The organism is Azospirillum cavernae (genome assembly GCF_003590795.1).
GTDB classification, from domain to species: Bacteria; Pseudomonadota; Alphaproteobacteria; order Azospirillales; family Azospirillaceae; genus Azospirillum; species Azospirillum cavernae.
Genome location: NZ_QYUL01000003.1, coordinates 35014 through 56505 on the forward strand (window position 1 = coordinate 35014; position 21492 = coordinate 56505).

Consider the following 21492-nt stretch of genomic DNA (forward strand, 5'->3'; position numbering starts at 1 on the left):
GCGCAGACACTGAAAACCGGGCGCTTTGCGGCGCCCGGTTCTTTTTTTTGGCGGATCGGCGTTCGGCAGATCGGCGTCGGATCAGGCGGCGCTTTTCAGGCCGAGGAGTTTGACGGCGTTGTCCTTCAGGATCAGTTGGCGCACCTCGTCCTTGATCGGCAGCTTGTTGAAATCGGCGATCCAGCGATCCGGGGTGATGAGCGGGAAGTCGGACCCGAACAGAACCTTGTGCTTCAACAGGCTGTTGGCGTACTGGACCAGGATCGGCGGGAAATATTTCGGCGACCAGCCCGACAGGTCGATGTAGACGTTCGGCTTGTGGGTCGCCACCGCCAGCGCCTCTTCCTGCCAGGGGAAGGAGGGGTGGGCGAGGATGATCGGCATGTCGGGGAAATCCGCCGCCACGTCGTCGATGTGCATCGGGTTGGAGTATTTCAGGCGCAGACCCGCGCCGCCCGGCATGCCCGCCCCGATGCCGGTCTGGCCGGTGTGGAACAGGGCGGGCAGCTTGTGTTCCGCGATGACCTCATAGAGCGGATAGGCCATACGGTCGTTGGGGTAAAAGCCCTGGACGGTCGGGTGGAACTTGAAGCCGCGCACGCCATACTGTTCGATCAGCTTGCGCGCCTCGCGCACGCCCATTTTGCCGCGCGCCGGGTCGATGCTGGCGAACGGAATCATCACGTCCTTGTTTTGGGCGACCAGTTCGGCCACCTCGTCGTTGGGGACGCGCGGCATGCCGGTGCAGCATTCGGCGTCCACCGGGAAGATGACGCAAGCCATCTTGCGCTGGCGGTAATATTCGGCGATTTCCGGGATGCCCGGCTGGCCCAAATCATTCTTGAAGTATTTCGCCTTCGCCTCCTCCATCGCCAACGCCTCTTCCAGCAGCGGGGCGCGGCAGGATTTTTCGGCGTGGGTGTGGATGTCGATGGCGACGAGTTCGTCGACGTTCATGGTGGGGTCTCCGGCCTTCCGGCTCTGGGATGGTTCAGGATGATGGTGGGCGCTGCGGTTGACACTGTGTCGTCAGGCGGAAAATCATCTTCTAATGACTATAATGTATAATAACATTTATGGCGATACCATATCGCGGCGGCCTCTGTTACGATCACCGCTTGTTTCCAAACCAGAGTCGCAAAGCAATGACCGACAGCCGCCCAACCCGTTCCACCGCACGCCGCACGCCCGTCTCGTCAACGACCAGCGCCGAGCCGGACGGCGAGACGGCGATCGATTACGGCGTGCTGGGCGAATCGGTGGGCTTTTTGCTGAAGCGGGCGCAGATGGCGGTTTTCGCCGACTTCATCGCGACCTTCGCCGCCGCCGACATCCGACCGGCGCAATTTTCGGTTCTGGTCATCGTCGGGCGGAATCCCGGACTGAAGCAATCGCAGGTCAGCGCCGCGCTCAGCATCAAGCGCACCAACTTCGTGCCGCTGCTTGATTCCCTGGAGGATCGCGGGCTGGTCAAGCGCAAGATGGCGGCGATGGATCGCCGGTCTCACGCGCTGCATCTGACGCCCAAGGGCGCGGCGTTGCTGAAGGAGCTGAGCCTGTTGTGGGAGCAGCATGAACAGCGGATTCAGGACAAGCTGGGCGGCGATGGCCGGACGCAATTGTTGACGCTGCTGACCGGCCTTGAGGGATTCGGCGGCGCGGCTGGCCTGGACGAGGCCGATCTCGTCGAACTGCCGCCGCCCACGGCCAAGCCGCGCGGGCGACGGGCGGCCAAACCCGCCGCCAAATCCGCTGCCGAGCCGGCCTGACCCACGTTCAGCGCGGCGGCAGCCGCAACGCGCCGTCCAGCCGGATGACCTCGCCGTTCAAGGCCGGGTTGGCGACGCAATGCGCCACCAGATCGGCGAACTCCTCCGGTTTGCCCAACCGCTTGGGGAAGGGGATCGAGGCGCCAAGGCTGGCCTGAACCTCGTCCGGCAAATTGCGCATCATCGGGGTTAGGAACAGGCCGGGGGCGATGGCCAGCACGCGAATGCCGAACTGCGCCAACTCGCGGGCGGCGGGCAGGGTCAGGGACGCGATGCCGCCCTTCGACGCGGCGTAGGCGGCTTGCCCGACCTGCCCCTCGAACGCGGCGACCGAGGCGGTGGAGACGACGACGCCGCGCTCCCCATCGGCCAACGGGTCGAGCGTCGCCATGTCATTGGCGGCCAACCGCAGCATGTTGAAGCTGCCGATCAAATTGACCTGGACGACGCGGGCGAAATCCTCCAGCGGCTGCGGCCCGTCGCGGCCCAAAATCCGCTTGGCGACGCCGATGCCCGCGCAATTGACCAGGATGCGGGCCGGGCCATGGGCCTCGCGCGCCGTCGCCAACGCCGCGATGGCGCCGTTCGGGTCGGTGACGTCGCAGGCGACGCCGACGCCGTCCAGCTCCGCCGCCACCGCGCGGGCGGCGTCGGCGTTGACGTCAAACACCGCGACCTTGGCCCCGGCGGCGGCCAGCGCGCGGGCCGTCGCCGCGCCCAAACCCGACCCGCCGCCGGTGACGATGGCGGCCTGTCCCTGGATGTTCATGATGCGCTGTCCTTTCCGTTGCGCCGGATGGTCAGAATTCGGTGACTTTCTTGGCGCGCTTTTCCAGGAAGGCGCGCAGCCGGTCCTTGGCGTCGTCGCTGCCCTGGGCGACGGCGGCCATCAGCGCCTCCATCATGAAGCCCTGGCGGGGGTCGGCCTCGGCGATACGGGGCAGGGCGTGGATGACGGCGAAGTTGGTGATCGGCGCGTTCGCCGCGATCTTTCCGGCCAATTCCAGCGCCTTGCTCAGCCCGTCGCCCGGCTCCACCAGATATTGGGCGAGGCCCATGGCGTAGGCGGCCTCGGCGTCATGAACGCGCCCGGTCAGCATCATGTCGGCCATCCGCGACACGCCAATCAAGCGCGGCAAGCGGATGGAGCCGCCGCCGCCGACGAAGATGCCGCGCTGGCCCTCGGGCAAGGCGAAATAGGCCCCGCGCTCGGCGACGCGGATGTGGGTGGCGCAGGCCAACTCCAGCCCGCCGCCGACGACGGCCCCCTTCAGGACCGAGACCACCGGGACGCGCCCGAACTCGATCCGCTCGAACACCCGGTGCCACATCATGGAGTGGGTCACGCCCTCCACCGTGCTGCGCTCCGACAATTCCGACAGGTCCAGCCCGGCGGAAAAATTGTCGCCGTCGGTGGCCAGCACCACCGCCTTCACGCTGTCCGGCAGGGCGGCGAAGAAGGCTTCCAAGCCCAGGATGGCCTCGTCGTTCAGCGCGTTGCGCTTTTCCGGGCGGTCCAGCCGCAAGATGGCGACCGCGCCGCTCTGTTCGGCGCGCAGGGAGGCGGGCAGAATGCCGGTCAGGATTGGCTCGGTCGGGGGCATGGCGTCACCACTTAATTCTTCGGAATGATGGTTATAGCCAATAACAGTTTATGGGACGTCGGTCAACCACCCCATGCGAACCGCAAGGGGGGGTAAAGCCAGCACAGCGCACGCAAGCGCGGCGCGGAGGTTGATCCGCGCCGCGCGTGTTTTCACTTGGTTTCCGACAGACGGTCGATCTGGCGCAGGGCTGGAAAGCGCCACGCCCAGACGACGGCCAGACCGACCGCGCCGACGCCGCCCGCCACGACAGCCGGAACCGCGCCAATGGCCGCCGCCGCCGCGCCGGATTCAAACTCGCCCAACTGGTTCGACGCGCCGATGAACAGCGACGCCACCGCGCCGACCCGCCCGCGCATGTCGTCGGGGGTGGACAGTTGGATCAGGGTTTGGCGCACGAACATGCTGACTTGATCGGTCGCGCCCACCGCCAGCAGGGCGATGAAGGACAGGACCGGGTCGGCGGACAGCCCAAACAGGATGGTCGCCACGCCGAACCCGGCCACCGCGATCAGCATCCAACGCCCGGCGTGGCGCCGCACCCCCCAACGGGTGATCGCCACCGCCATCACCAGCGCCCCCAACGCAGGCGCGCTGCGCAGCAGCCCCAACCCCCAGGGGCCGACATGCAGAATGTCGCGGGCGTAGATCGGCAGCAGCGCCGTCGCCCCGCCCAGCAGCACGGCGAACAGGTCGAGCGAGATGGCGCCGAGGATTTCCGGGCGGCTGCGGATGAAGGCCGCCCCGGCCAGCAGCGTGGACCAGCTCATCGACCGGCGGACCATGGTGACGGGGCGCGGGCGGGTGGCCAGGATCAACAGAACCGCGACCAGCAGCATCGCCGCGCTGACGCCATAGACCACCGCTGGCCCCGCGATGTAGAGCAACCCGCCCAGCGCCGGGCCGGAGATTTGCGCGACCTGGACGCCCGACGATTGCCAGGCGACGGCGTTGGGCAGATCCTCCAACGGCACCGTGGCCGACAGCAGGGCTTGGTTGGCCGGTCCCTCGAACGCCTTGGCCACGCCAATCAGCGCCACGGTGGCGAAGATCGCCGTCGGCGACAGGGCGCCGACCAGCGTCGCCGCGAACAGCCCGGCCACCGCCACGCATTCGGTGGTCAACGCGCCGAAGAGGATGCGTTTGCGGTCGTGGCTGTCCACCACATGCCCGGCGAACAGCGCCAGCGCCAGCGACGGCAAGAACTGGAACAGCCCGACCAGCCCCAGATCCAGCGGGTCGCTGGTCATGTCGTAGATTTGCCAACCGACGGCGACCACCTGCATTTGGATCGCCAGCATCGAGCAGACGCGCGCGGTCCAGAACAGGGCGAAGGCCCGGTGACGGAAGGCCGAGCGAAAGGCGCTCCCGGACTGGGAAACAGCGGTCATGGAATCGGTTCCACCAAGGTTGCCAGCCCCAGGCCGCCGCCGATGCCCAGCGTGGCCAAGCCGCGTCGGGGCCGCGCTGAGCCGGTTGGGGTGAGGATTTCGGAAAACAGCCGGGTCATCAAAATGGCCCCCGACGCGCCATAGGGGTGGCCGAGCGCCAGCGCCCCGCCGCCGACGCAGACGCGCGCCTCGTCCACGCCCAGCGCGTCGAGGCTGGCCAGCACTTGCGCGGCGAACGCCTCGTTGAACTCGATCAAATCGATGTCGGCGACGCTCAAGCCCGGATGGCGGGCCAACAGCTTTTTCACCGCCGGGATCGGCCCGGTTCCCAACAGTTTGGGATCGACGCCCGCCGCCTGGGAATCGACGACCCACAGGCCGCGCGTCAGGCCCAGCGCCCGGAATTTTCGTTCCGAAACGACAACGACCACCGCCGCGCCGTCGTTCACCGGGCAGGCGTTGCCCGCCGTGACGCTGCCGCCGTCGCGGAAGACCGGGGGCAGGCTGGCCAGCTTGGCGAGGCTGCTGTCGGCGCGTGGGCACTCGTCACGGTCGATGATCCGCCCGTCGGGCAGGATCATCGGGACCATTTCGCGTGCGAAACGACCGGCCTCTTGCGCGGCGACCGCCTTGCGGTGGCTGGCCAGGGCGTAGGAATCTTGGCGGTCCCGGCTGATTCCATAGGCGGCGGCGACGTTTTCGGCGGCCTCGCCCATCGACGGATCGCCGACGCAGTCGGGCGCGAAGCGGGCGCGGTCGTAAAAGACCGGGCTGCGGTAGAGGCTGGTCGGTTTGGCGACGCGCCAGGGCGCGGTGCTGACGCTCTCCACCCCGCCCGCCAGAAAGACGTCCCCAGCCCCCGCCTGGATCAACCGGGCGGCGAGGTTGATCGCCTCCAGCCCCGATCCGCATTGGCGGTCCACCGTCACCCCCGGCACGGAGACCGGCAGCCCGGCGGCCAGCGCCGACAGCCGGGCGACGTTGCCGCCGGGACCGACGGCGTTGCCCAACAGCACGTCGTCGACCTCCGCCCCATCCAGACCGGCGTCCGCCAGGACGGCGCGGATCACCGGAGCGGCCAACGCCTCGACTGGCAATTCCCGCAGGCTGCCGCCGACGCGCCCGACCGGGCTGCGGCGCGCGGCGACGATGATGGCGCGGTCGCTCACGCGATGTCCTCCAAGCCGCCCGCGCGGGCGCGGTCGCGCACGTCGGCGCGGGCGATCTTGCCGCTGCCGGTCAGCGGCATGTCGGTCGCCGTGAAGACGCGTCGGGGGGCCTTGTAACCCTCCAGCCGCTCGTGACACCAGGCGCGCAGATCGGCGGACGACGCGCGGTCGGCGCCACGCCACCACAGCACGGCGGACACCGCGTCGCCCCAATAGGGATCGGGCAGGCCGAAGACCACGGCCTCGGCCACCGCCGGATGGGCGCGCAGGGCGGCTTCGACCTCCGCCGGGTAGACGTTCAGGCCGCCGGAAATCAGCATGTCGCCCGCCCGCCCGATCAACCGCAGCCAACCATGCGCGTCGAGCCAACCGTAATCACCGACCGTTCCCCAGCCGTCTTCCGCGCGAAAGCCCGACCCGTCCGACCCGCCGATGTAGCCGTCGCTGAGCATGGCGCTGCGCACCCAAACCGTGCCGGGCTGGCCTGTGGGAACCGGCTGGCCGTTATCGTCGCGCAAGGACAGCTCCACCCCGTGAAAGGGGCGGCCGACGCTGTCGGGCGGCGCGCCCTCGCGGGAATCGCGCAGGCTGACGAAGCTCAGCTCCGACGCGCCGTAATATTCCAGAACCACCACGCCGGGGCAGCGGGCGAGCAGCCGCTCATGCGCGGCGAGGGCGAGCTTGGCCCCGGAGCAGACGACGCGGCGCAGGGCCGGAAAGCGCAAGCCTTGCCGCTCCGCCGCGTCGAGGATGCCGACCAGCATGGTGGGAACGACGACCAGCGTGGTGATCGCGGCGCCCGGATCGGCCAGCCGCCGCGCGGCGTCGGCGGCGTCGAATCTCGGTTGGACATGAACGGCGGCCCCGACCGACAGCCCTTCGACCGCGCCATACAGGCCAAGCCCATGGACGAGCGGCCCCGGCACCAGAACGGCGTCGTCGGCGTCGATGCCGAACTCCGCCCGGCTGGCGTCGAGCGTCGCCAGCCAAGAGCCTTGGTTGCGGATGAAGGCCTTGGGCCGCCCGGTGGTGCCGGAGGTGAAACCGATGAGAAAGGGCGTGGCCGGATCGACCGGCGGCAGGCTCCAGCCGCCGGGCTGCGCGTCCAGCCACGGGGCGACGCTGGCGTCGTCCAGCAGCAAATCCGGTTGCAGGGCGGCGAGCGCGCTGGCGCTTTGCTCGGCGCTCCATTTCGGATCCAGCAGGGCGACGACGCCCCTCGCCGCGACGATTCCGAAAAACAGCGCCAGCAACTCCGCCCGGTTGCCCAGCCGCAGGGCGACGCGCGGCGGCGCGTCCTTGGCCTGTTTGCCCTTGGCGTGTTTGCCCTTGGCGTGTGTGAGGGCGGCGACGCCCGCCCCCGCCCGCGTCACGGCGTCGAACAGCGCGCCATAGCTCAGCGGCGCGCCGTCGAAGACCAGGGCGGGGCGATCCGGGGCGCGCGTGGCCGCCTCGGCGAAGGGGTGGGCGAGGCTCATCGGTTCAGGCGTGGGCGGTCGGCAGCACGCCCGCGCGGCGCACGGCGGCGGCGGCGAAGGCGGCGATTCCCGCCTTGATGAAATCGCCCGGAATGAAGGCCATGACGGCCAGCGCCGCCTTTTCCAACGGCATGCCCGCGACGACCGACAGCCAGGGAATCCCACCGGCGTAGACGGCCAGGATGCCGCCGATGGCGCAGACGGCGAACAGCCGGATCGGGTTGGCCCCGGTGGCGAAGCGTTCGGCCAGCAGGCCGGTGACGAAGGCCCCGACCGGGAAGGCCAGGACGAAGCCGCCCGACGGTCCCATCAGAACGCCGACTCCCCCGCGCCCACCGGCCAGCAACGGCAACCCGGCGGCGACCAGCAGCACGAACAGCAGCAGCGCCAAGCCGCCGCGCTTGGCCCCCAGCAACGCGCCCGCCAGCATCACCCCCAGCGATTGCGCGGTGATCGGCACGGGCAGGAAGCCCAGCGGAATGGGTGGAGCCATGCCAAGACCGGCCACCAGGGCGGCGAACAGGGCGCTGAGGACAAGATCGCGGGTGCTCAACATGGGTCGGGCGAGTCCTTATGTGTGGCGACCGTCGTCGGTCGGGTCATACCCCCGCGCGTCCAGCGCGGCGGTGAGATCATCGGCCAAGCGGAGAATCTTGACCAGCAGCGGAACGAACAGGGCGGCTATGTTCCGTTCGACGCCCCGCGCCTGTTGCGCCATCCGCACCTCGCGCACCTGTTCGGCCAGCAGCGGAATGAAACGGATGGTCAGGGCCAGCATCAGGGCCATTTTCGCCGGGTTGACGCCCAGCGGGCGCAGGGCGGAAAACAACCGCTCGAACAGATCGACCATGTCGGCGACCTTGGTGGTCAGCGTCATCAGCGTCGCCAGCAGGATCAGCGCGGCGAAGCGGGTGACGGCGGCCAGCGTCTCCGCCCAGCCGGTTCCGGCCAACAGCGCTTGGCAGCCGAACAGCAGCGTCAGCATGACCACCGGCGCGCGCAGCTCGCGCAGCACCCGGCCAACCGGCAATTTCGCGGCGACCAGCAGCCCCAGACCCAGCAGCCCGGCGGCCAGCGCCCCCAGCGCGCCGGGCAGGGCCAGCACGACCAGCGTCGCCGCCAGCAACCCGCCCATCTTCACCCCGGCCCCCAGCCGGTGAACGGCGGAATCCCGGTGCAGATAGAGACCCAGCATCAGCCGAGCCGCGCGACATAGGCGGGAACGGCGACCGCCGGAACATCGTCGATCACGATTCGTCCCTCCTCCAGCACCAGCGCCCGGTCGAAATCCATCACCATGTCCAGATCATGGGTGACGACGACGGCCTTTTGCGGCAGCTCGCGGATCACCTGGATCACCGTGCGGCGGTTGCGCAGATCCAACAGGGTGGTCGGCTCGTCAAACACGACGTGGGCCGGTTCCAACACCAGCACCCCGGCGATGGCCAGCAACTGCTTTTCCCCGCCGCTCATCTGGTGGGCGGGTTGGTGGCGGTAGCGAGTCAAATTGTAGCGGTCGAGCACCGTCGTCACCCGCCGGGCGATCTCGTCCTTTGCAACCTTGCGGGCTTTCAGGCCGAAACCGACATCCTCCTCGACGGTCGGATAGACGATCTGGACGTCGGGGTTTTGAAAGACGAAGCCGACGCGCTGGCGCACCGCCCGCCCATCGGTCCGCGTGTCCAGCCCATCGACCGTCACCACGCCGGAGGACGGCACGATCAACCCATTCAGCATCCGGGCCAGCGTGCTCTTGCCCGACCCGTTGCCGCCGAGAATGGCGACGCGCCGCTCGCGAATCGACAAAGACAGGTCGCGCAGAACGGCGCGGTCGCCATAGGCGTGGGTGACGGCGCGAAGCTCGATCATGGGGCCAAGTCGGTTCTGTTGCGATTCGGTTGCACCGGCGAGCACCCTCTTAACCGCTTTGCCCTCACCCCGCCAGCACGACCTTGCCCCGACGTCCGGGCTGTTCGGCTAGCCGCATGGCGGCGGCGACGTCGGCGAACGGGACGGGCGGGGCGGCGGTCAGGGTCAGCGCGCCGCTGCCCACCCGCGCCATCAGGGCGGCGAAGGCGGTTTGCCAGTCTTCGGGGGAGCAGCGGTCCACCCAGCGTTTCAGCCAAAAACTCAGGACGCGGACGCCGCGTTCGGCGGCGGCGGGCAGGTCGGGCGACAGCAGGGATCCCGACAGCAGACCGTAAGACGCCAGCGTGCCGCCCGGCGCGATCAACCCGGCCAGCGCCGCCCCCTCCGCTCCGCCGATGGCGTCGAGCGCGGCGGCGGCCCCGCGCCCATCGGTCAAGGCGGCGACGGTCGCGGCCAGATCGTCGCGCCCGCTGTTCACCACGGCGGCGGCCCCCAGGCTCAACAGCTCGTCCCGGTGATCCTCGCGGCGGACCACGGCGACCATGCGCAGCCCCAACGCGCGGGCGGTTTGCGCGGCGATGCGCCCGCAGGCCGATCCGGCGGCGTTGACGATCACCACGTCCCCGGCGCTCAACGGAAGGTCGAGAGTCAGCAGCCGGTCGATGGTGAGCGGGTTGATGTAGCATTGCGTCGCCACCGCGTCGGGGATGGCGTAGGGAACGGGAACCGCCCATTGGGCGGGGCTGGCCACCAGTTCGGCCCAGGTTCCCGACCCGCGCAGGGGCAGCACCCGCCGACCGATCCAGTCGGCGGACAGGTCGGCGCCCACCGCGACCACCCGACCGACGGCCTCGAACCCCGGAATGAAAGGCAGGGCGGTCGCCCGCGCGTAGGCGCCGCGCACGGTCAGCAGATCGGACGGGTTGACGCTGGCCGTCGCCGTGCGGACCAGCAACTCGCCGGGGGCTGGAACCGGGTCCGGTTGGTCGCAGCAGCGCAGGACCGCCGCCGGGTCGCCGAATTGGTCGCAGAAAATCGCCCGCAAGACGCCGCTCCCCACCGCTGAGGCCCCGATTGCCGGAGGCCCTTGGACGGGGTCTTCATGCCGACGTCGGGCGCGGCTGTCGAGGGCTTATCCTGGACGGCGAACGCCGCTTCAGCGCTCGATGACCAGATCGCTGACCGGGCGGCTGCAACACAACAGGATTAGCCCCTGGTCGATTTCCCGCTGGCGGATGCCGCCGCCATGGCTCATCGCCACTTGACCGGACAGCAGGCGGCTTTTGCAGGTGCCGCACAGCCCGCGCGAGCAGGAAGACGGCAGGCGTAACCCCGCCGCAGCGGCGGCGGTCAGGATGGGGGTGTCAGGGCCGCAGGTGATCGTTCGCCCACTTTTGGTGAATTCGACCGTGAAGCCGCTGACCGTCGCCGGTTCGGTTTCGGTTGGGGCTGGGGGGGCGTTGCCCGGCAGATCCTCGAAGCTGAAGCTTTCCTCGTGATAGCGGGACGGATCGACTCCAGCCTCCAGCGCCATGGCGCGTACAGCGGCCATGAAGGGGGCCGGGCCGCACACATAGAGGTCGCGGTCCAACAGATCGGGGGCGATCAAGCGCAGCATCGGCGGCGACAGCCGCCCGGTGTAGCCCGGCCATGGCCCGTCCGCCCCGGTCGTCTCGCACAGATGGGCCAACCGGACGCCGGTTCCGCCGCGCGCCAGAACGTCCAACTCGGCGCGAAAGATGATGTCGGCGGGGGTGCGGGCGGCGTGGACGAACAGCAGGTCGCGCTCCAGCGCCAGATCGTCGAGCGTGCGGGCCATCGACATCAAGGGCGTGATCCCGCTGCCCGCCGACAAGAACAGCAGCTTGCTCAACGGACGCCCCGCCGGGGTGAAGTCACCCATCGGGCCGGTCGCCCGCAACTCCCGCCCCGGAACCATATGGTCGTGCAGCCAGTTGGACGCCGGTCCGCCCGGCACCCGCTTCACCGTGATGGCGATGCGGTGCGGCCGCGCCGCCGAGGAGGCGATTGTGTAGCAGCGGTTGACCGTCGCGCCGTCGATGGGCAGATCCAGCGTGATGAACTGCCCCGGCGTGAAGCGGAAGCGGCAAGGGCTGCGCCCGGAAAAGACGAAGGTCTTGACGTCGTGGGTTTCCTGCCGCACCGCCCGGCAAACCAGCCGGTCGTCGCGGTCGGGATCCCACAGCGGCGGTTCAACCGCCGCCGACAGTTCGGCGTCCCAATCCGAAGGCCCGCTGTCCGCCCGCCCACTCATGCCGCGACCTCAACCGGCGCCGCGACGCCTTGATGGGCCGACAGGCGGTCGATGTACCAAGCGCAGAATTTTTCCACCAACCCCTCGGTGTGGGGGGAATAGGGGCCGGGTTCATAGGCTGGGCTGGCGGCGCCCGCCTGAGCGATGGCGACCAGATCGCCGTCCTGCCGGTTGGTGGCGTTCCACACCTCCGTCAGAGCCTTCAGGTCGTAATCCACGCCCTCCACCGCGTCCTTGTGGACCAGCCAGCGGGTGCGCAGCAGCGTGCGGTCGGGCGACAGCGGCAGGACCGAGAAGGTGACGATGTGGTCGCTCATGAAATGGTGCCAGGAGTTCGGTTGAGTCCAGAAGGACAGGCCGCCCAGGCTGCGTTCGCTCAAACTCCCCAAAATCTTGCGGCTGGCGACGCGGGTGTCTTTCGTCTGGGATTCGCCGCTGCCGTCAATTGGCAGCCGCTGGGTGCGGAAGCCGGTGACGTCGGTCAGCCGGTCGATCTCGCGCGAGGGCAACCCCATGCCTTCCCAGCGTTGGCAGGATTCGGTCAGCAGCGCGTCGTACCGCTCCGCATGGACGCGCCGGTTGTCGTCCAGACTGTCGGGGGAAAAGCCAAAGCCATACTCAAACAGCGGCACCGTCAGTTCCGGGTGGTTGCCGACGCAATGGTAACATTCGCGGTTGTTCTCCATCGTCAGCTTCCAGTTGCCCAGCTCGATCAAATCTTCGGAATGGGCGACCTTGCAATGGCGCAGATCATGCGGGGCGATGTACGGCTCGATGGCGGCGGCGAGCGCGTCGATGTCGCTTGGCGGCTCCTTGGCCAGACAGACGAACAGCAACCCGCCGACGCTGCGGACATGAACCGGCTTCAGCCCGTGACAGGACGTGTCGAACTCCCGCCCCATATGCTCGGCGAACAGCAGGCGACCGTCCAGGCCGTAGGTCCATTGGTGATAGGGGCAGACCAGATTGCCGACCGTGGACGCGCCTTCCGGCGTCAGCCGGGCGCCGCGATGGCGGCAGACGTTGTGAAAGGCCCGCACTTGCAGGTCGTCGTCGCGCAGGATGATGACCGACGCCCGCCCGATGTTCACCGTCACGCAATCGCCCGGCTCTGGGATTTCCGGCTCGACGGCCACATAGATCCAATGGCGACCGAAGATCGCCATCATGTCCAGATCGAAGACGCTCTGGCTGGTGTAGAACGGCGCTTCCAGCGAATGGCCCGGCTTGCGGCGCGCAATCAGGGCATCGACGGAGACGGATTCGGGCATGGACGGCTCCCCTGGTTCAAGGCATCGGCGCGTTCAGTCTTCCACCGGCGGCGGCGGTCGGGATGCTCAAATGCGACAGCTTCTTTGTTGAGACCGACAGCGAGGAGCGTCCAGGCTTCCGGTTTAGGGTGCGACACACTGTCATCATGCGGCAAGGTTACGCGGGTATCCCGCAGCGTCGCAATCGCCTATAGTACCTGCCTCCACAATGGACGGCCCCTGCCGTCGTCCGTTCATCGACCGAAAGCGTTCGTGCTGGTGTCTCCGTTCCGCCGCCTTGCCCTGGGATGTCGCCGCGTCGGCCTGATGGCTGGCGTGCTGGCGTTCCTGTGCCAAGTGTTGGCGTGGAGCGTGGCGATGCCCGCCGTTTCGCTGGCGGCGTCTGGCGAGCGCATCACCATCTGTTCGGTCGATGGGGTCAAGACGATCAAGATCGGCCCCGACGGGCAGGCGATCCCTGATGATGACCAGGGCAAGGCGGGCGCGTCCGGCCATTGCCCGCTCTGCCCGCTGGTCGGCGGGGCGGGCTTGCCCCCGCCGCCGCCCTTGGTCGCGCCGAATGAGCGCGTCGCCGCCCATGACGCGCGCGCCCTGCCCGGCGATGTGATCGCGGCGGGGTGGTTCCTCTCCAGTCTCCAAGCGCGCGGTCCGCCGCCGATCGGCTGACCGGAGCGCTTTTTCGCGCGCGGCCCCATTGCGCCCATCCATTCCGCCCAACAATGTCGTTGCGCGGTTGGCGTTGACTGGGCAACCCCCGCGTCGCGTTTTGAAAGCCCCGGCATCTCCAGCGGTCGCTGCGGCCCGTCCGAGCACACCAAGCCTCCTCCGTGCCGGGGATCCGTTTCGCTGCGGATTCAATACAAACGGAAAGGATGCGTGGCCGTTTTTCGCCCGCCGGTTTCTCTCCTGATCGAGTCCCATGATCCGTCATGTCTGGAGTCCGTCATGAGAGCGCGCCGTCATCACACCACCGCCTGACCGCTTTCGGGCGCAGGGACGTGTTTCGTCATGCCAAATCCTGATCGCAACGATGACCCGGGCGCCGCCTTGCGGCCGCCGCCCGGATGGACGCTGCTGTGCCGTCTTCTGCCCGGCTTCGCCGCCGGGGCCTTTGGCGGCGGGCTGTTCGTGGCGCTGCTGCTGACCCTCGACGTCGCGGGCCTGCGCACGCTGCTGACCAGCGCCGACCATCCGCCGCGTTGGAACCTGTTTCTGTCCATTCCGTTGCTGTTTGGCCTGCTGGGCATGGTGATCGCGCCATCCCTGTCGGCGCCCGCGAAACCGACGGAGATGGATCGATGATGGACCATCCACTCGCCCGCGCCATCACCCTCACCCTGGCTGTCAAGCTGTGCGTGGTCGTGGCGATGCGGCTTTTCCTGTTCGACGGCGCGCACCGCCCGGTCATTGACGCGTCCGCGATGGACGCCCGTCTGACCGCTCCGGCGCCGCACCGCTTTTGAGGATTCAGATCCGCCATGCTTGATTTTGATCCTGTGAGCCTGTCGCGCCTGCAATTCGGCATGACCGCGCTCTATCACTTTCTGTTCGTGCCCTTGACGCTGGGGCTGTCCTTCCTGCTGGCCATCATGGAAAGCGTTTACGTGATGACTGGGCGCCCGATCTGGCGCGACATGACCAAATTTTGGGGAAAGCTGTTCGGCATCAACTTCGCCATGGGAGTCGCCACCGGCATCACCATGGAGTTCCAGTTCGGCACCAACTGGGCCTATTACAGCCATTATGTCGGCGACATCTTCGGCGCGCCGCTGGCCATCGAAGGGCTGATGGCCTTTTTCCTGGAATCGAGCTTCGTCGGTCTGTTCTTCTTCGGCTGGAACCGGCTGTCGAAGACCGGGCATCTGGCGGTGACGTGGCTGGTCGCCATCGGATCCAACCTGTCGGCCCTGTGGATTTTGATCGCCAATGGCTGGATGCAAAATCCGGTCGGCGCCGTCTTCAACCCCGACACCATGCGGATGGAGCTGACCTCCTTTTGGGAGTTGATGTTCAACCCGGTGGCTCAGGCGAAATTCGTCCACACCGTCAGCGCCGGTTACGTCACCGGATCGGTCTTCATGCTGTCGGTCAGCGCCTATTATCTGCTGAAGGGACGGCACCTCGCCTTCGCCAAGCGTTCGATGATCGTCGCTTCGGCCTTCGGGCTGGCGTCCGCCCTGTCGGTGGTGGTGCTGGGGGATGAGAGCGGCTATTCGGTGTCCGAACACCAGAAAATGAAGCTCGCCGCCATCGAAGCGATGTGGGAGACGGAGGAAGCGCCCGCCGGTTTCACCCTGTTCGCCATCCCCGACGTCCAAAACCGGACCAACCACGAGGAGGTGAAAGTGCCTTGGGCGCTCGGCCTGATCGCCACCCGCTCCACCGACACGGTGCTGCCCGGCATCGACGATCTGGTGGTGAAGGCGGAAGAACGCATCCGCGACGGGTTGATCGCCTATGACGCGCTGGAGCGGTTGCGCGCCAACCGTGCCGACGCGGAGGCCCGCGCCACGCTGGCCGCCCACGCCGACAATCTGGGCCACGCGCTGCTGTTGAAACGTTACCTCGCCGATCCGCGCAAGGCCGACGACGCGACCATTGCCAAGGCGGCGCGCGACACCGTGCCGGGGGTGGGGCCGCTGTTCTGGAGCTTCCGCGTCATGGTGGCGCTGGGCTTCTTCTTCATCGGGCTGTTCGCCGTGGCCTTCTGGCGGTCGTGCCGACGGAATTTCGATCATCCGCTGTTCTTGAAAATCTGCCTGTGGTCCATGCCGCTGCCCTGGCTCGCCGCCGAACTGGGCTGGTTCGTCGCCGAATATGGGCGGCAACCCTGGTCGATCGACGGGGTGCTGCCGACCTTCCTTGGGGTGTCGTCGGTGTCCAGCGGGCAGGTGCTGTTCACCTTGACCGGCTTCGTCCTGTTCTATTCGTCGCTGGCGGTCGTCGATGTTGTGCTGATGCGCAAATACGTCCGCATGGGTCCGTCGGAGGCGTTGCGCCCTGGTCACGGCGCCGTCTCTCCCACGCCCGCCGAGTGAGGAAACCACCATGCACACGCTGATTGACTATGAGATCCTCCGCCTGATTTGGTGGCTGTTTCTGGGCGTTCTGCTGATTGGCTTCGCCGTCATGGACGGCTTTGATCTGGGGGTGGCGGCGCTGTTGCCCTTTGTCGCGCGCACCGATGTGGAGCGTCGCGTCGCCATCAACAGCATCGGGCCGGTGTGGGAGGGCAACCAGGTTTGGTTGATCCTGGGGGCCGGGGCGATCTTCGCCGCTTGGCCCGCCATTTACGCGGCGGCCTTTTCCGGCTTTTACATCGCGCTGTTTCTCGTGCTGGCCACGCTGATTCTGCGCCCGGTGGGGTTCGAGTTCCGCAACAAGCTCGCCAATCCGCGTTGGCGCGCCTTCTGGGATTGGGCGCTGTTCGCCAGTGGGTTGGTTCCTTCGCTGGTGTTCGGCGTCGCCTTCGGCAATCTGTTGCAAGGCGTTCCCTTCCGCATCGACGGCGCGTTGCGGGTCGCCTATGAGGGCGGCGGCCTGTTCGAGCTGTTGAACCCGTTCGGTCTGCTGGCCGGTCTGGTCTCGCTCGTCATGCTGACCACCCATGGGGCGCTGTATCTGGCGCTGAAGACCGAAGGCCGGGTGCGCGACCGCGCGCGGGCTTATGTCCGGGTCGGGGCGCCGGTGATGGTGGCGCTGTTCGCGCTGGCCGGTCTGTGGGTCGCCTTTGGGATTCCCGGCTACGCGCTGACCAAGGCTGCGGTGATGGACGGCCCGTCCAACCCGCTGTTCAAGGAGGCGGCGCGCCAACCCGGCGCGTGGCTGGCCAATTACACGGCTTATCCCTGGATGGTCGCGGCCCCGGCGGTGGGTCTGCTGGCGCCGCTGGCGGCGTGGCGGCTGTCGGCGCGGGACCGTCCGGGAACCGCCTTCATCGCCAGCGGTCTGGGGATCGCCGGGGTGATCGGCACGGCGGGGGTCAGCATGTTCCCCTTCCTGATGCCGTCCAACCTTGATCCGTCGGCCAGCCTGACGGTGTGGGACGCCTCGTCCAGCCAGAACACGCTGTTCGTCATGCTGGTGGCGACCTTGATCTTCCTGCCCATCGTGCTGGCCTACACCGGCTTCGTCTTCCGCACCCTGCGCGGAACGATCAGCCCGGCGGACGTCGAGCGTCAGACCAACAGCCTGTACTGAGGAGGTTTCCGCCATGTGGTATTTCGCCTGGGTTCTCGGCGTCGGCTTCGCCTGCACCTGCGCCATTCTGAACGCCGTCTGGCATGAGCATCATTTGCCCGCCACCGACACGGTGGATTGACCCCTTGCCCGGCGCGCGGCGGGGTGAAGACTCCCGCCGCGCGCCCCTTTTGAACACAAGACGGAGACGGCGCGATGCGCGCGAAAACATGGATGTGGGGCGCCGGCGCGGCCTTGGCGCTGGCTCTGACGGTGGGCGCGCTGTGGTCGCAAATCGGCGCGGCCAAACACACGGCGGACAATGGCAAGGCGCTGCTGGCGGCGCTGGGCGGCCCCTTTTCCCTGACCGACCAAAACGGGCGCACCGTGACCGACCGCGATTTCCACGGTCGGGTGGTGGCGCTGTTCTTCGGCTACACCTTTTGCCCGGACATCTGCCCGACCGATTTGCAGATCCTGGCGGAGGCGCTGGACAAGCTCGGCCCGCGCGCTGACGGGGTGCAGCCGCTGTTCGTCACCATCGACCCGCAACGCGACACACCGGCCCAATTGGCGGAGTTCACCACGATGTTCAGCCCGCGCATTCTGGGCCTGACCGGAACCCCCGAACAAATCGCCGACGCCGCCAAACGCTACCGCGCCTATTACGCCCGCGCCAAGGGCGGCGACGGGGACGCCTACACCATGGACCACTCGGCCTTTCTCTACTTGCTCGACCGTCAAGGCAAACTGGCGGAGGTTCTGCCCCACGCCACCCCGGCGGATCGGGTGGCGGCGGCGCTCACCAATCTGCTTGACCAAAAGCCCGGCCCGCAATCCTGACGACTCAGGCGGCCTTGCGGCTGGCCACGCTGGACGCGGCGAAGGCGAAGCAGGCGGCGGCGGCGAAAAAGGCCAGCCCGTGCGGAACGAGGTCCATCGCCAGCCCGGCCAGAACCGGCCCGACCAGCGCGCCGACTCCCCACATCAGGCCCATGGCGGCGTAGATGCCGATCAGGTCGGATCCCTGGAACCGGCTGCCCACCACCGCCAGCATGATGGTGTAAACGCCGACGAAGGCCCCGCCCCAGACGAACAGCAGGGCGTAGGTGGCGATCTCGCTGGTCAGGGCCAGCGGCCAGACCAACGCGCCGAGGCCCGCCGCCAGAGCCAGCCCGCTGACCAGCCGCATCCGGTCCATCCGGTCGCCCAGCCAGCCGATGGGCAGTTGCAGCAGAATGGCGCCGACCATCATGCAGGACATCAGCCGCGTCGCCCCGACCTCGTTCCAACCCAGGCTGACCGCGTAGAGGGCCAGAAAGGACAGGCCAGCGGTTTCGATGGCCGCGTTCAGGGTGATGGCGCCGATGGCCACCGGGGCCAGACGCATGAAATACAGCGGGGTTTCCTTGGCCGGGTGGTCGAAGGCGGGGGCCGTGACCCGTGGCGAGGCGACGAACAGCGCCGCCGTCAGGGCGACCGCCGACCCGATCAGGAACGGCGTCGCCCCCGTCGTGCCGACGCTCGACAGGATCAACGGCCCGGCGGCGAAGCCCACCGACAGCGCCGCCGTGTAGGCCGCCATGGCGCGGGCGCGGGTGGCTTCCGTGCTCAGGCTGTTGGTCCAGGTTTCCGACAGGACGAACATCACCTCCGACGCCGCGCCCAGCAGGATCCGCAGGGGGAACCACAGCCACACCGGCGTGACGGGAAACAGCGCCAGAGTCGCGGCGGACAGAATCAGGGCCAGAATGACCAAGCGGCGGATGCCGACCCGCGCAACGATGCGCGGCAGCAGAAAGGCCATGACCAGAACGCCCAGCGCGTGCATGGCGGCGTTCACGCCGATCAGCGCCTCGTCCATGTTCAGCTTCGCCAGATCCAGCGCGATCAGCGCGGCGCTGAGGCTGTAGGTCAGGCCGAACATCATCGCCGTGGCGATGACGGCGCCGCGCGACAGCAGGTTTCCCGTCACCATGTCGGCAGAGTTTTGTTCGGTCATGAGGCGACAATGTCCAGGCTGGGGGTTTCACGGCGCCGACGGGCCAGCGCCGCGCGCAGCCGCGTGATCCAGGATTGCTCCGGCCGCTCCACAATGTTGGCCAGCGCGCGGGCGTAGTCCAGCAGCAGACCCGGCGTCCATGTCATCGAGGAGGCCCGGCTGCGGATCATCGACGCCACCCACAGATCGGGATTCAGCAGCAACCGGACCAGCCGCGACCAGGGCGAATCGCTGACCAGCACCCCTTCCAACGCGGCGTCGAGCGCGGCGGCGACGAGCACCGAACAGTTGCGGTTGGTCAGGTTGTAACGGTTGTCCTGCCGGTATCCGGCCCAATAGACCCGCAAGCGCCGTTGGCTGTAGGTGCGGAACGTCACGCAGGCGTCCGCCTCGCACCAGGACGCGACCTCTTCCGCGTAAGAGCCGATGAAGCGGCCCGCGACGTCGTTCTCGGGTTTGGAACTGACCGTCGTCAAAAAACTCTGTTCGGTATGCTCGATCTCAACCGCCGGGTAATGGCTGATGTAGAGGTCGGGCGACAGCTCCAGCGCGGTGTGCCCGGTGGAAATCACGCCGTTTTGATCGACGGCGGCCAGATAGCGGTCGATCAGCGGGCGGCGCTCTGGCGCGCCAATCGACCCGGCGGGGGTCCAGACGCGGACGATGATCGGGTGTTCATGCTCCTGCGGCGGATCCTCGCCAATCAGCACCGGCGCGTTGTCGTACCAGCCCCGATTCGAGAAGACCGGCAGCAGCAGGATCGCCGCCTCATCCTCCAGCGTGCGCAGAAGGAATCCCAGCCGCAACAGCAACCAACCGGACAGGCCGAGAAACAGCCCGACGCACAGCGCCGCGTTCCGGTCGGCGGGCAGCGGCCATTCCACCAGGATCATCAGCGCCATCGCCACTTCGCCCAGGCCGCACAGGGTGATGCCCCACCAACCGGAATAGCGGTAGAGCAGCGCCGAGGTCATGCGCGCCGCGCCGTCCACAATCAGGGCGATGGCGAAGAGGATGGCCAGCGCCCAATCGCTTTGAAAGGGCGCGGCCAGGATGAGGCCGCCGACCATCGCCGAGACGGCGGCCTTTGCCAGTCCAAAGCGGCGATCAACGCCGACCGGGGCGCACAGCGCCATCAGCCCGCCGATCAACCCATTGCCGACGAACACCAGCCCCAACGCCGCGTAGGTCAAATCCGTAACCGTCGCCGAGATGTCCAAGGCGAGAAGAAGCGCCAACACGACGAAGACGGCGCCGATCATGGCCAGAACGCTCCATTGGCGGCGGAACGCGCCTGGACCGATCAGCAACAAGGCCAACTTCACCATGCCATCACCCGAAACCGAAAATCCCCATCACCATAAGGGGTGAATTCGCGGGCGGGAAGGGTGATGGCGGGTTGGTTCAGGTGGGTTTCAGCAACCAACGATGTTCCGGCGCGGTGTTGAAGTGCCAAGCCCGGCGCGGTCCGGCCATCACGTTCAGGTAATAGCCGGTGTAGCCGTGCGCCGCCCCGACCGGGTGATAGCCGCGCGGCACCAGCACCAGATCGCCATTTTCCACCGCCATTGCCTCGTCCAGCGAACGGTCGTCGGTGTAGACGCGTTGGAAGGCGAAGCCCTGCGGCGGGTCGATTCGGTGGTAATAGGTCTCTTCAAGCTGGGTTTCCGCCCCGCCATCATCCTGGTCATGCTTGTGCGGCGGGTAGCTCGACCAGTTGCCGGGCGGGGTGATGACCTCGACCACCAGCAGGCTGTCGGCGGGTTGCGAGTCGGGCAGGATGTCGAAGACATGGCGGGTGTTGCTGCCCTGGCCGCGCACGGAGGCCGCGACGTCGTCGGGGCGGATCAAGCGCACGGGGATGCCGCCGTTCAGGCCGGGGGCGCTGCACACCGCCAATTCCAGCGCGCTGGTCGCCCGCACCCGCCACGCAGCGCCCTGCGGCACATAGACGGCGTAGGGGCGCTTGTCCTCGAACGGACTCATGCGGTCGCCGATTTCGGCCCAATCTTGATCGCCCGCCATCACCGACGCCTTCCCGGCGACCAGAACCAAACAGGTTTCACGGTCGGCGCTGTGGCCGCTCACGCTTTGCCCGGTTTCCAATTGGTAAAGGTCAAAACCGACGCACGCCCAACCCGCCGAGTCCGGGGTCACATGATGGACGCGCCCGGATTCGTCCGGGGTGTGGTTGCGCAGCAGCAGCCTGCTCATGGTCTGGTCATCCCTGTTCACGCGCTTGAAAAGGCCGCGCCCAACAATAGGGCGGTGTGGCGGCATTTTACATTCCATCCATTCCCAATAATAGAATTTTTTTTCTGATTGTTTTTCCGCATTGCGACTTCGCACGCGCAAAATGGTCGCTGTGCGGCGTTTTTGACACAGTTTTGTACGAAAGCGTATGAATTTCCGATTCTGGATTGCCGGAATTTCAGAATTATCGTTCTGTGTCTCTGGGCGATCCGCCAGAGAAATTCCGGTTTCG

General features: G+C 67.6%; 23 protein-coding genes. 8 read left to right on the forward strand and 15 right to left on the reverse strand.

Features of this window, described 5'->3' with window-relative positions:
* Positions 1–81 precede the first annotated feature (81 nt).
* On the reverse strand, positions 82–957 hold the full coding sequence (locus D3877_RS20115) for an amidohydrolase family protein (protein ID WP_119832595.1): 876 nt from the start codon (positions 955–957) through the stop codon (positions 82–84).
* Between the two features lie 188 nt (positions 958–1145).
* On the opposite strand from D3877_RS20115, the gene D3877_RS20120 reads away from it, so the two are divergent.
* Positions 1146–1769, forward strand: a complete 624-nt coding sequence (locus tag D3877_RS20120; protein WP_119832596.1) for a MarR family winged helix-turn-helix transcriptional regulator — start codon at positions 1146–1148, stop codon at positions 1767–1769.
* A gap of 7 nt (positions 1770–1776) precedes the next feature.
* Here D3877_RS20120 and D3877_RS20125 read toward each other — a convergent pair whose 3' ends face one another.
* From D3877_RS20125 to D3877_RS20175, 11 genes are all read right to left on the reverse strand, one after another.
* A complete protein-coding gene (locus D3877_RS20125; protein WP_119832597.1) occupies positions 1777–2538 on the reverse strand; it encodes an SDR family NAD(P)-dependent oxidoreductase in 762 nt (253 codons plus the stop codon).
* A 31-nt stretch (positions 2539–2569) separates the two neighbouring features.
* Positions 2570–3373, reverse strand: coding sequence for a crotonase/enoyl-CoA hydratase family protein (locus D3877_RS20130; protein ID WP_119832598.1), 804 nt, complete (start codon positions 3371–3373; stop codon positions 2570–2572).
* A gap of 152 nt (positions 3374–3525) precedes the next feature.
* Positions 3526–4764, reverse strand: coding sequence for an MFS transporter (locus D3877_RS20135; RefSeq protein ID WP_119832599.1), 1239 nt, complete (start codon positions 4762–4764; stop codon positions 3526–3528).
* Entirely contained in the window at positions 4761–5933 is a 1173-nt protein-coding gene (locus D3877_RS20140; protein WP_119832600.1) for a thiolase family protein, read from the reverse strand. The genes D3877_RS20135 and D3877_RS20140 overlap by 4 nt, the downstream gene beginning before the upstream one ends.
* Positions 5930–7411 carry a class I adenylate-forming enzyme family protein gene (locus tag D3877_RS20145; protein WP_119832601.1) on the reverse strand — a complete coding sequence of 494 codons (1482 nt, stop codon included), beginning with the start codon at positions 7409–7411 and terminating at the stop codon, positions 5930–5932. Before D3877_RS20145 ends, D3877_RS20140 begins: the two co-directional genes overlap by 4 nt.
* Positions 7412–7415: 4 nt before the next feature.
* The gene (locus D3877_RS20150; RefSeq protein ID WP_119832602.1) at positions 7416–7967 is read right to left on the reverse strand and encodes a biotin transporter BioY; all 552 of its coding nucleotides are present in this window, start codon (positions 7965–7967) and stop codon (positions 7416–7418) included.
* 15 nt (positions 7968–7982) lie between these two features.
* Entirely contained in the window at positions 7983–8606 is a 624-nt protein-coding gene (locus D3877_RS20155) for an energy-coupling factor transporter transmembrane component T family protein (protein WP_119832603.1), read from the reverse strand.
* The gene (locus D3877_RS20160) at positions 8606–9280 is read right to left on the reverse strand and encodes an energy-coupling factor ABC transporter ATP-binding protein (RefSeq protein WP_119832604.1); all 675 of its coding nucleotides are present in this window, start codon (positions 9278–9280) and stop codon (positions 8606–8608) included. Before D3877_RS20160 ends, D3877_RS20155 begins: the two co-directional genes overlap by 1 nt.
* Positions 9281–9344: 64 nt before the next feature.
* The gene (locus tag D3877_RS20165; RefSeq protein ID WP_147395244.1) at positions 9345–10325 is read right to left on the reverse strand and encodes a zinc-dependent alcohol dehydrogenase family protein; all 981 of its coding nucleotides are present in this window, start codon (positions 10323–10325) and stop codon (positions 9345–9347) included.
* A gap of 111 nt (positions 10326–10436) precedes the next feature.
* Positions 10437–11555 carry an FAD-binding oxidoreductase gene (locus tag D3877_RS20170; protein ID WP_119832606.1) on the reverse strand — a complete coding sequence of 373 codons (1119 nt, stop codon included), beginning with the start codon at positions 11553–11555 and terminating at the stop codon, positions 10437–10439.
* The gene (locus D3877_RS20175) at positions 11552–12826 is read right to left on the reverse strand and encodes an aromatic ring-hydroxylating oxygenase subunit alpha (protein WP_119832607.1); all 1275 of its coding nucleotides are present in this window, start codon (positions 12824–12826) and stop codon (positions 11552–11554) included. Before D3877_RS20175 ends, D3877_RS20170 begins: the two co-directional genes overlap by 4 nt.
* Before the next feature lie 252 nt (positions 12827–13078).
* Between D3877_RS20175 and D3877_RS20180 the strand changes: the two genes are divergently transcribed.
* The 7 genes from D3877_RS20180 (at position 13079) to D3877_RS20205 (ending at position 17848) form a co-directional block, all read left to right on the forward strand.
* Positions 13079–13492, forward strand: coding sequence for a DUF2946 domain-containing protein (locus D3877_RS20180; protein ID WP_238474995.1), 414 nt, complete (start codon positions 13079–13081; stop codon positions 13490–13492).
* Between the two features lie 342 nt (positions 13493–13834).
* The gene (locus D3877_RS20185) at positions 13835–14128 is read left to right on the forward strand and encodes a hypothetical protein (RefSeq protein WP_119832608.1); all 294 of its coding nucleotides are present in this window, start codon (positions 13835–13837) and stop codon (positions 14126–14128) included.
* A complete protein-coding gene (locus tag D3877_RS29940; protein WP_158599953.1) occupies positions 14125–14289 on the forward strand; it encodes a hypothetical protein in 165 nt (54 codons plus the stop codon). Before D3877_RS20185 ends, D3877_RS29940 begins: the two co-directional genes overlap by 4 nt.
* Positions 14290–14304: 15 nt before the next feature.
* Positions 14305–15864 carry a cytochrome ubiquinol oxidase subunit I gene (locus D3877_RS20190; RefSeq protein ID WP_119832609.1) on the forward strand — a complete coding sequence of 520 codons (1560 nt, stop codon included), beginning with the start codon at positions 14305–14307 and terminating at the stop codon, positions 15862–15864.
* Positions 15865–15874: 10 nt separating this feature from the next.
* On the forward strand, positions 15875–17026 hold the full coding sequence (gene cydB, locus D3877_RS20195; protein ID WP_119832610.1) for a cytochrome d ubiquinol oxidase subunit II: 1152 nt from the start codon (positions 15875–15877) through the stop codon (positions 17024–17026).
* A 13-nt stretch (positions 17027–17039) separates the two neighbouring features.
* Positions 17040–17147 (forward strand): cytochrome bd-I oxidase subunit CydX, encoded by a 108-nt coding sequence (cydX, locus tag D3877_RS20200; RefSeq protein ID WP_119832611.1) that lies wholly within the window; start codon positions 17040–17042, stop codon positions 17145–17147.
* 74 nt (positions 17148–17221) lie between these two features.
* A complete protein-coding gene (locus D3877_RS20205; protein WP_119832612.1) occupies positions 17222–17848 on the forward strand; it encodes an SCO family protein in 627 nt (208 codons plus the stop codon).
* Between the two features lie 4 nt (positions 17849–17852).
* On the opposite strand, the gene D3877_RS20210 is transcribed toward D3877_RS20205, so the two are convergent.
* From D3877_RS20210 to iolB, 3 genes are all read right to left on the reverse strand, one after another.
* Positions 17853–19007, reverse strand: a complete 1155-nt coding sequence (locus D3877_RS20210; protein ID WP_119832613.1) for an MFS transporter — start codon at positions 19005–19007, stop codon at positions 17853–17855.
* Complete coding sequence (locus tag D3877_RS20215) at positions 19004–20335, reverse strand: HdeD family acid-resistance protein (RefSeq protein ID WP_119832614.1); 1332 nt, start codon at positions 20333–20335, stop codon at positions 19004–19006. Before D3877_RS20215 ends, D3877_RS20210 begins: the two co-directional genes overlap by 4 nt.
* Positions 20336–20411: 76 nt before the next feature.
* On the reverse strand, positions 20412–21221 hold the full coding sequence (gene iolB / locus D3877_RS20220) for a 5-deoxy-glucuronate isomerase (protein WP_119832615.1): 810 nt from the start codon (positions 21219–21221) through the stop codon (positions 20412–20414).
* Between the last annotated feature and the right edge of the window lie 271 nt (positions 21222–21492).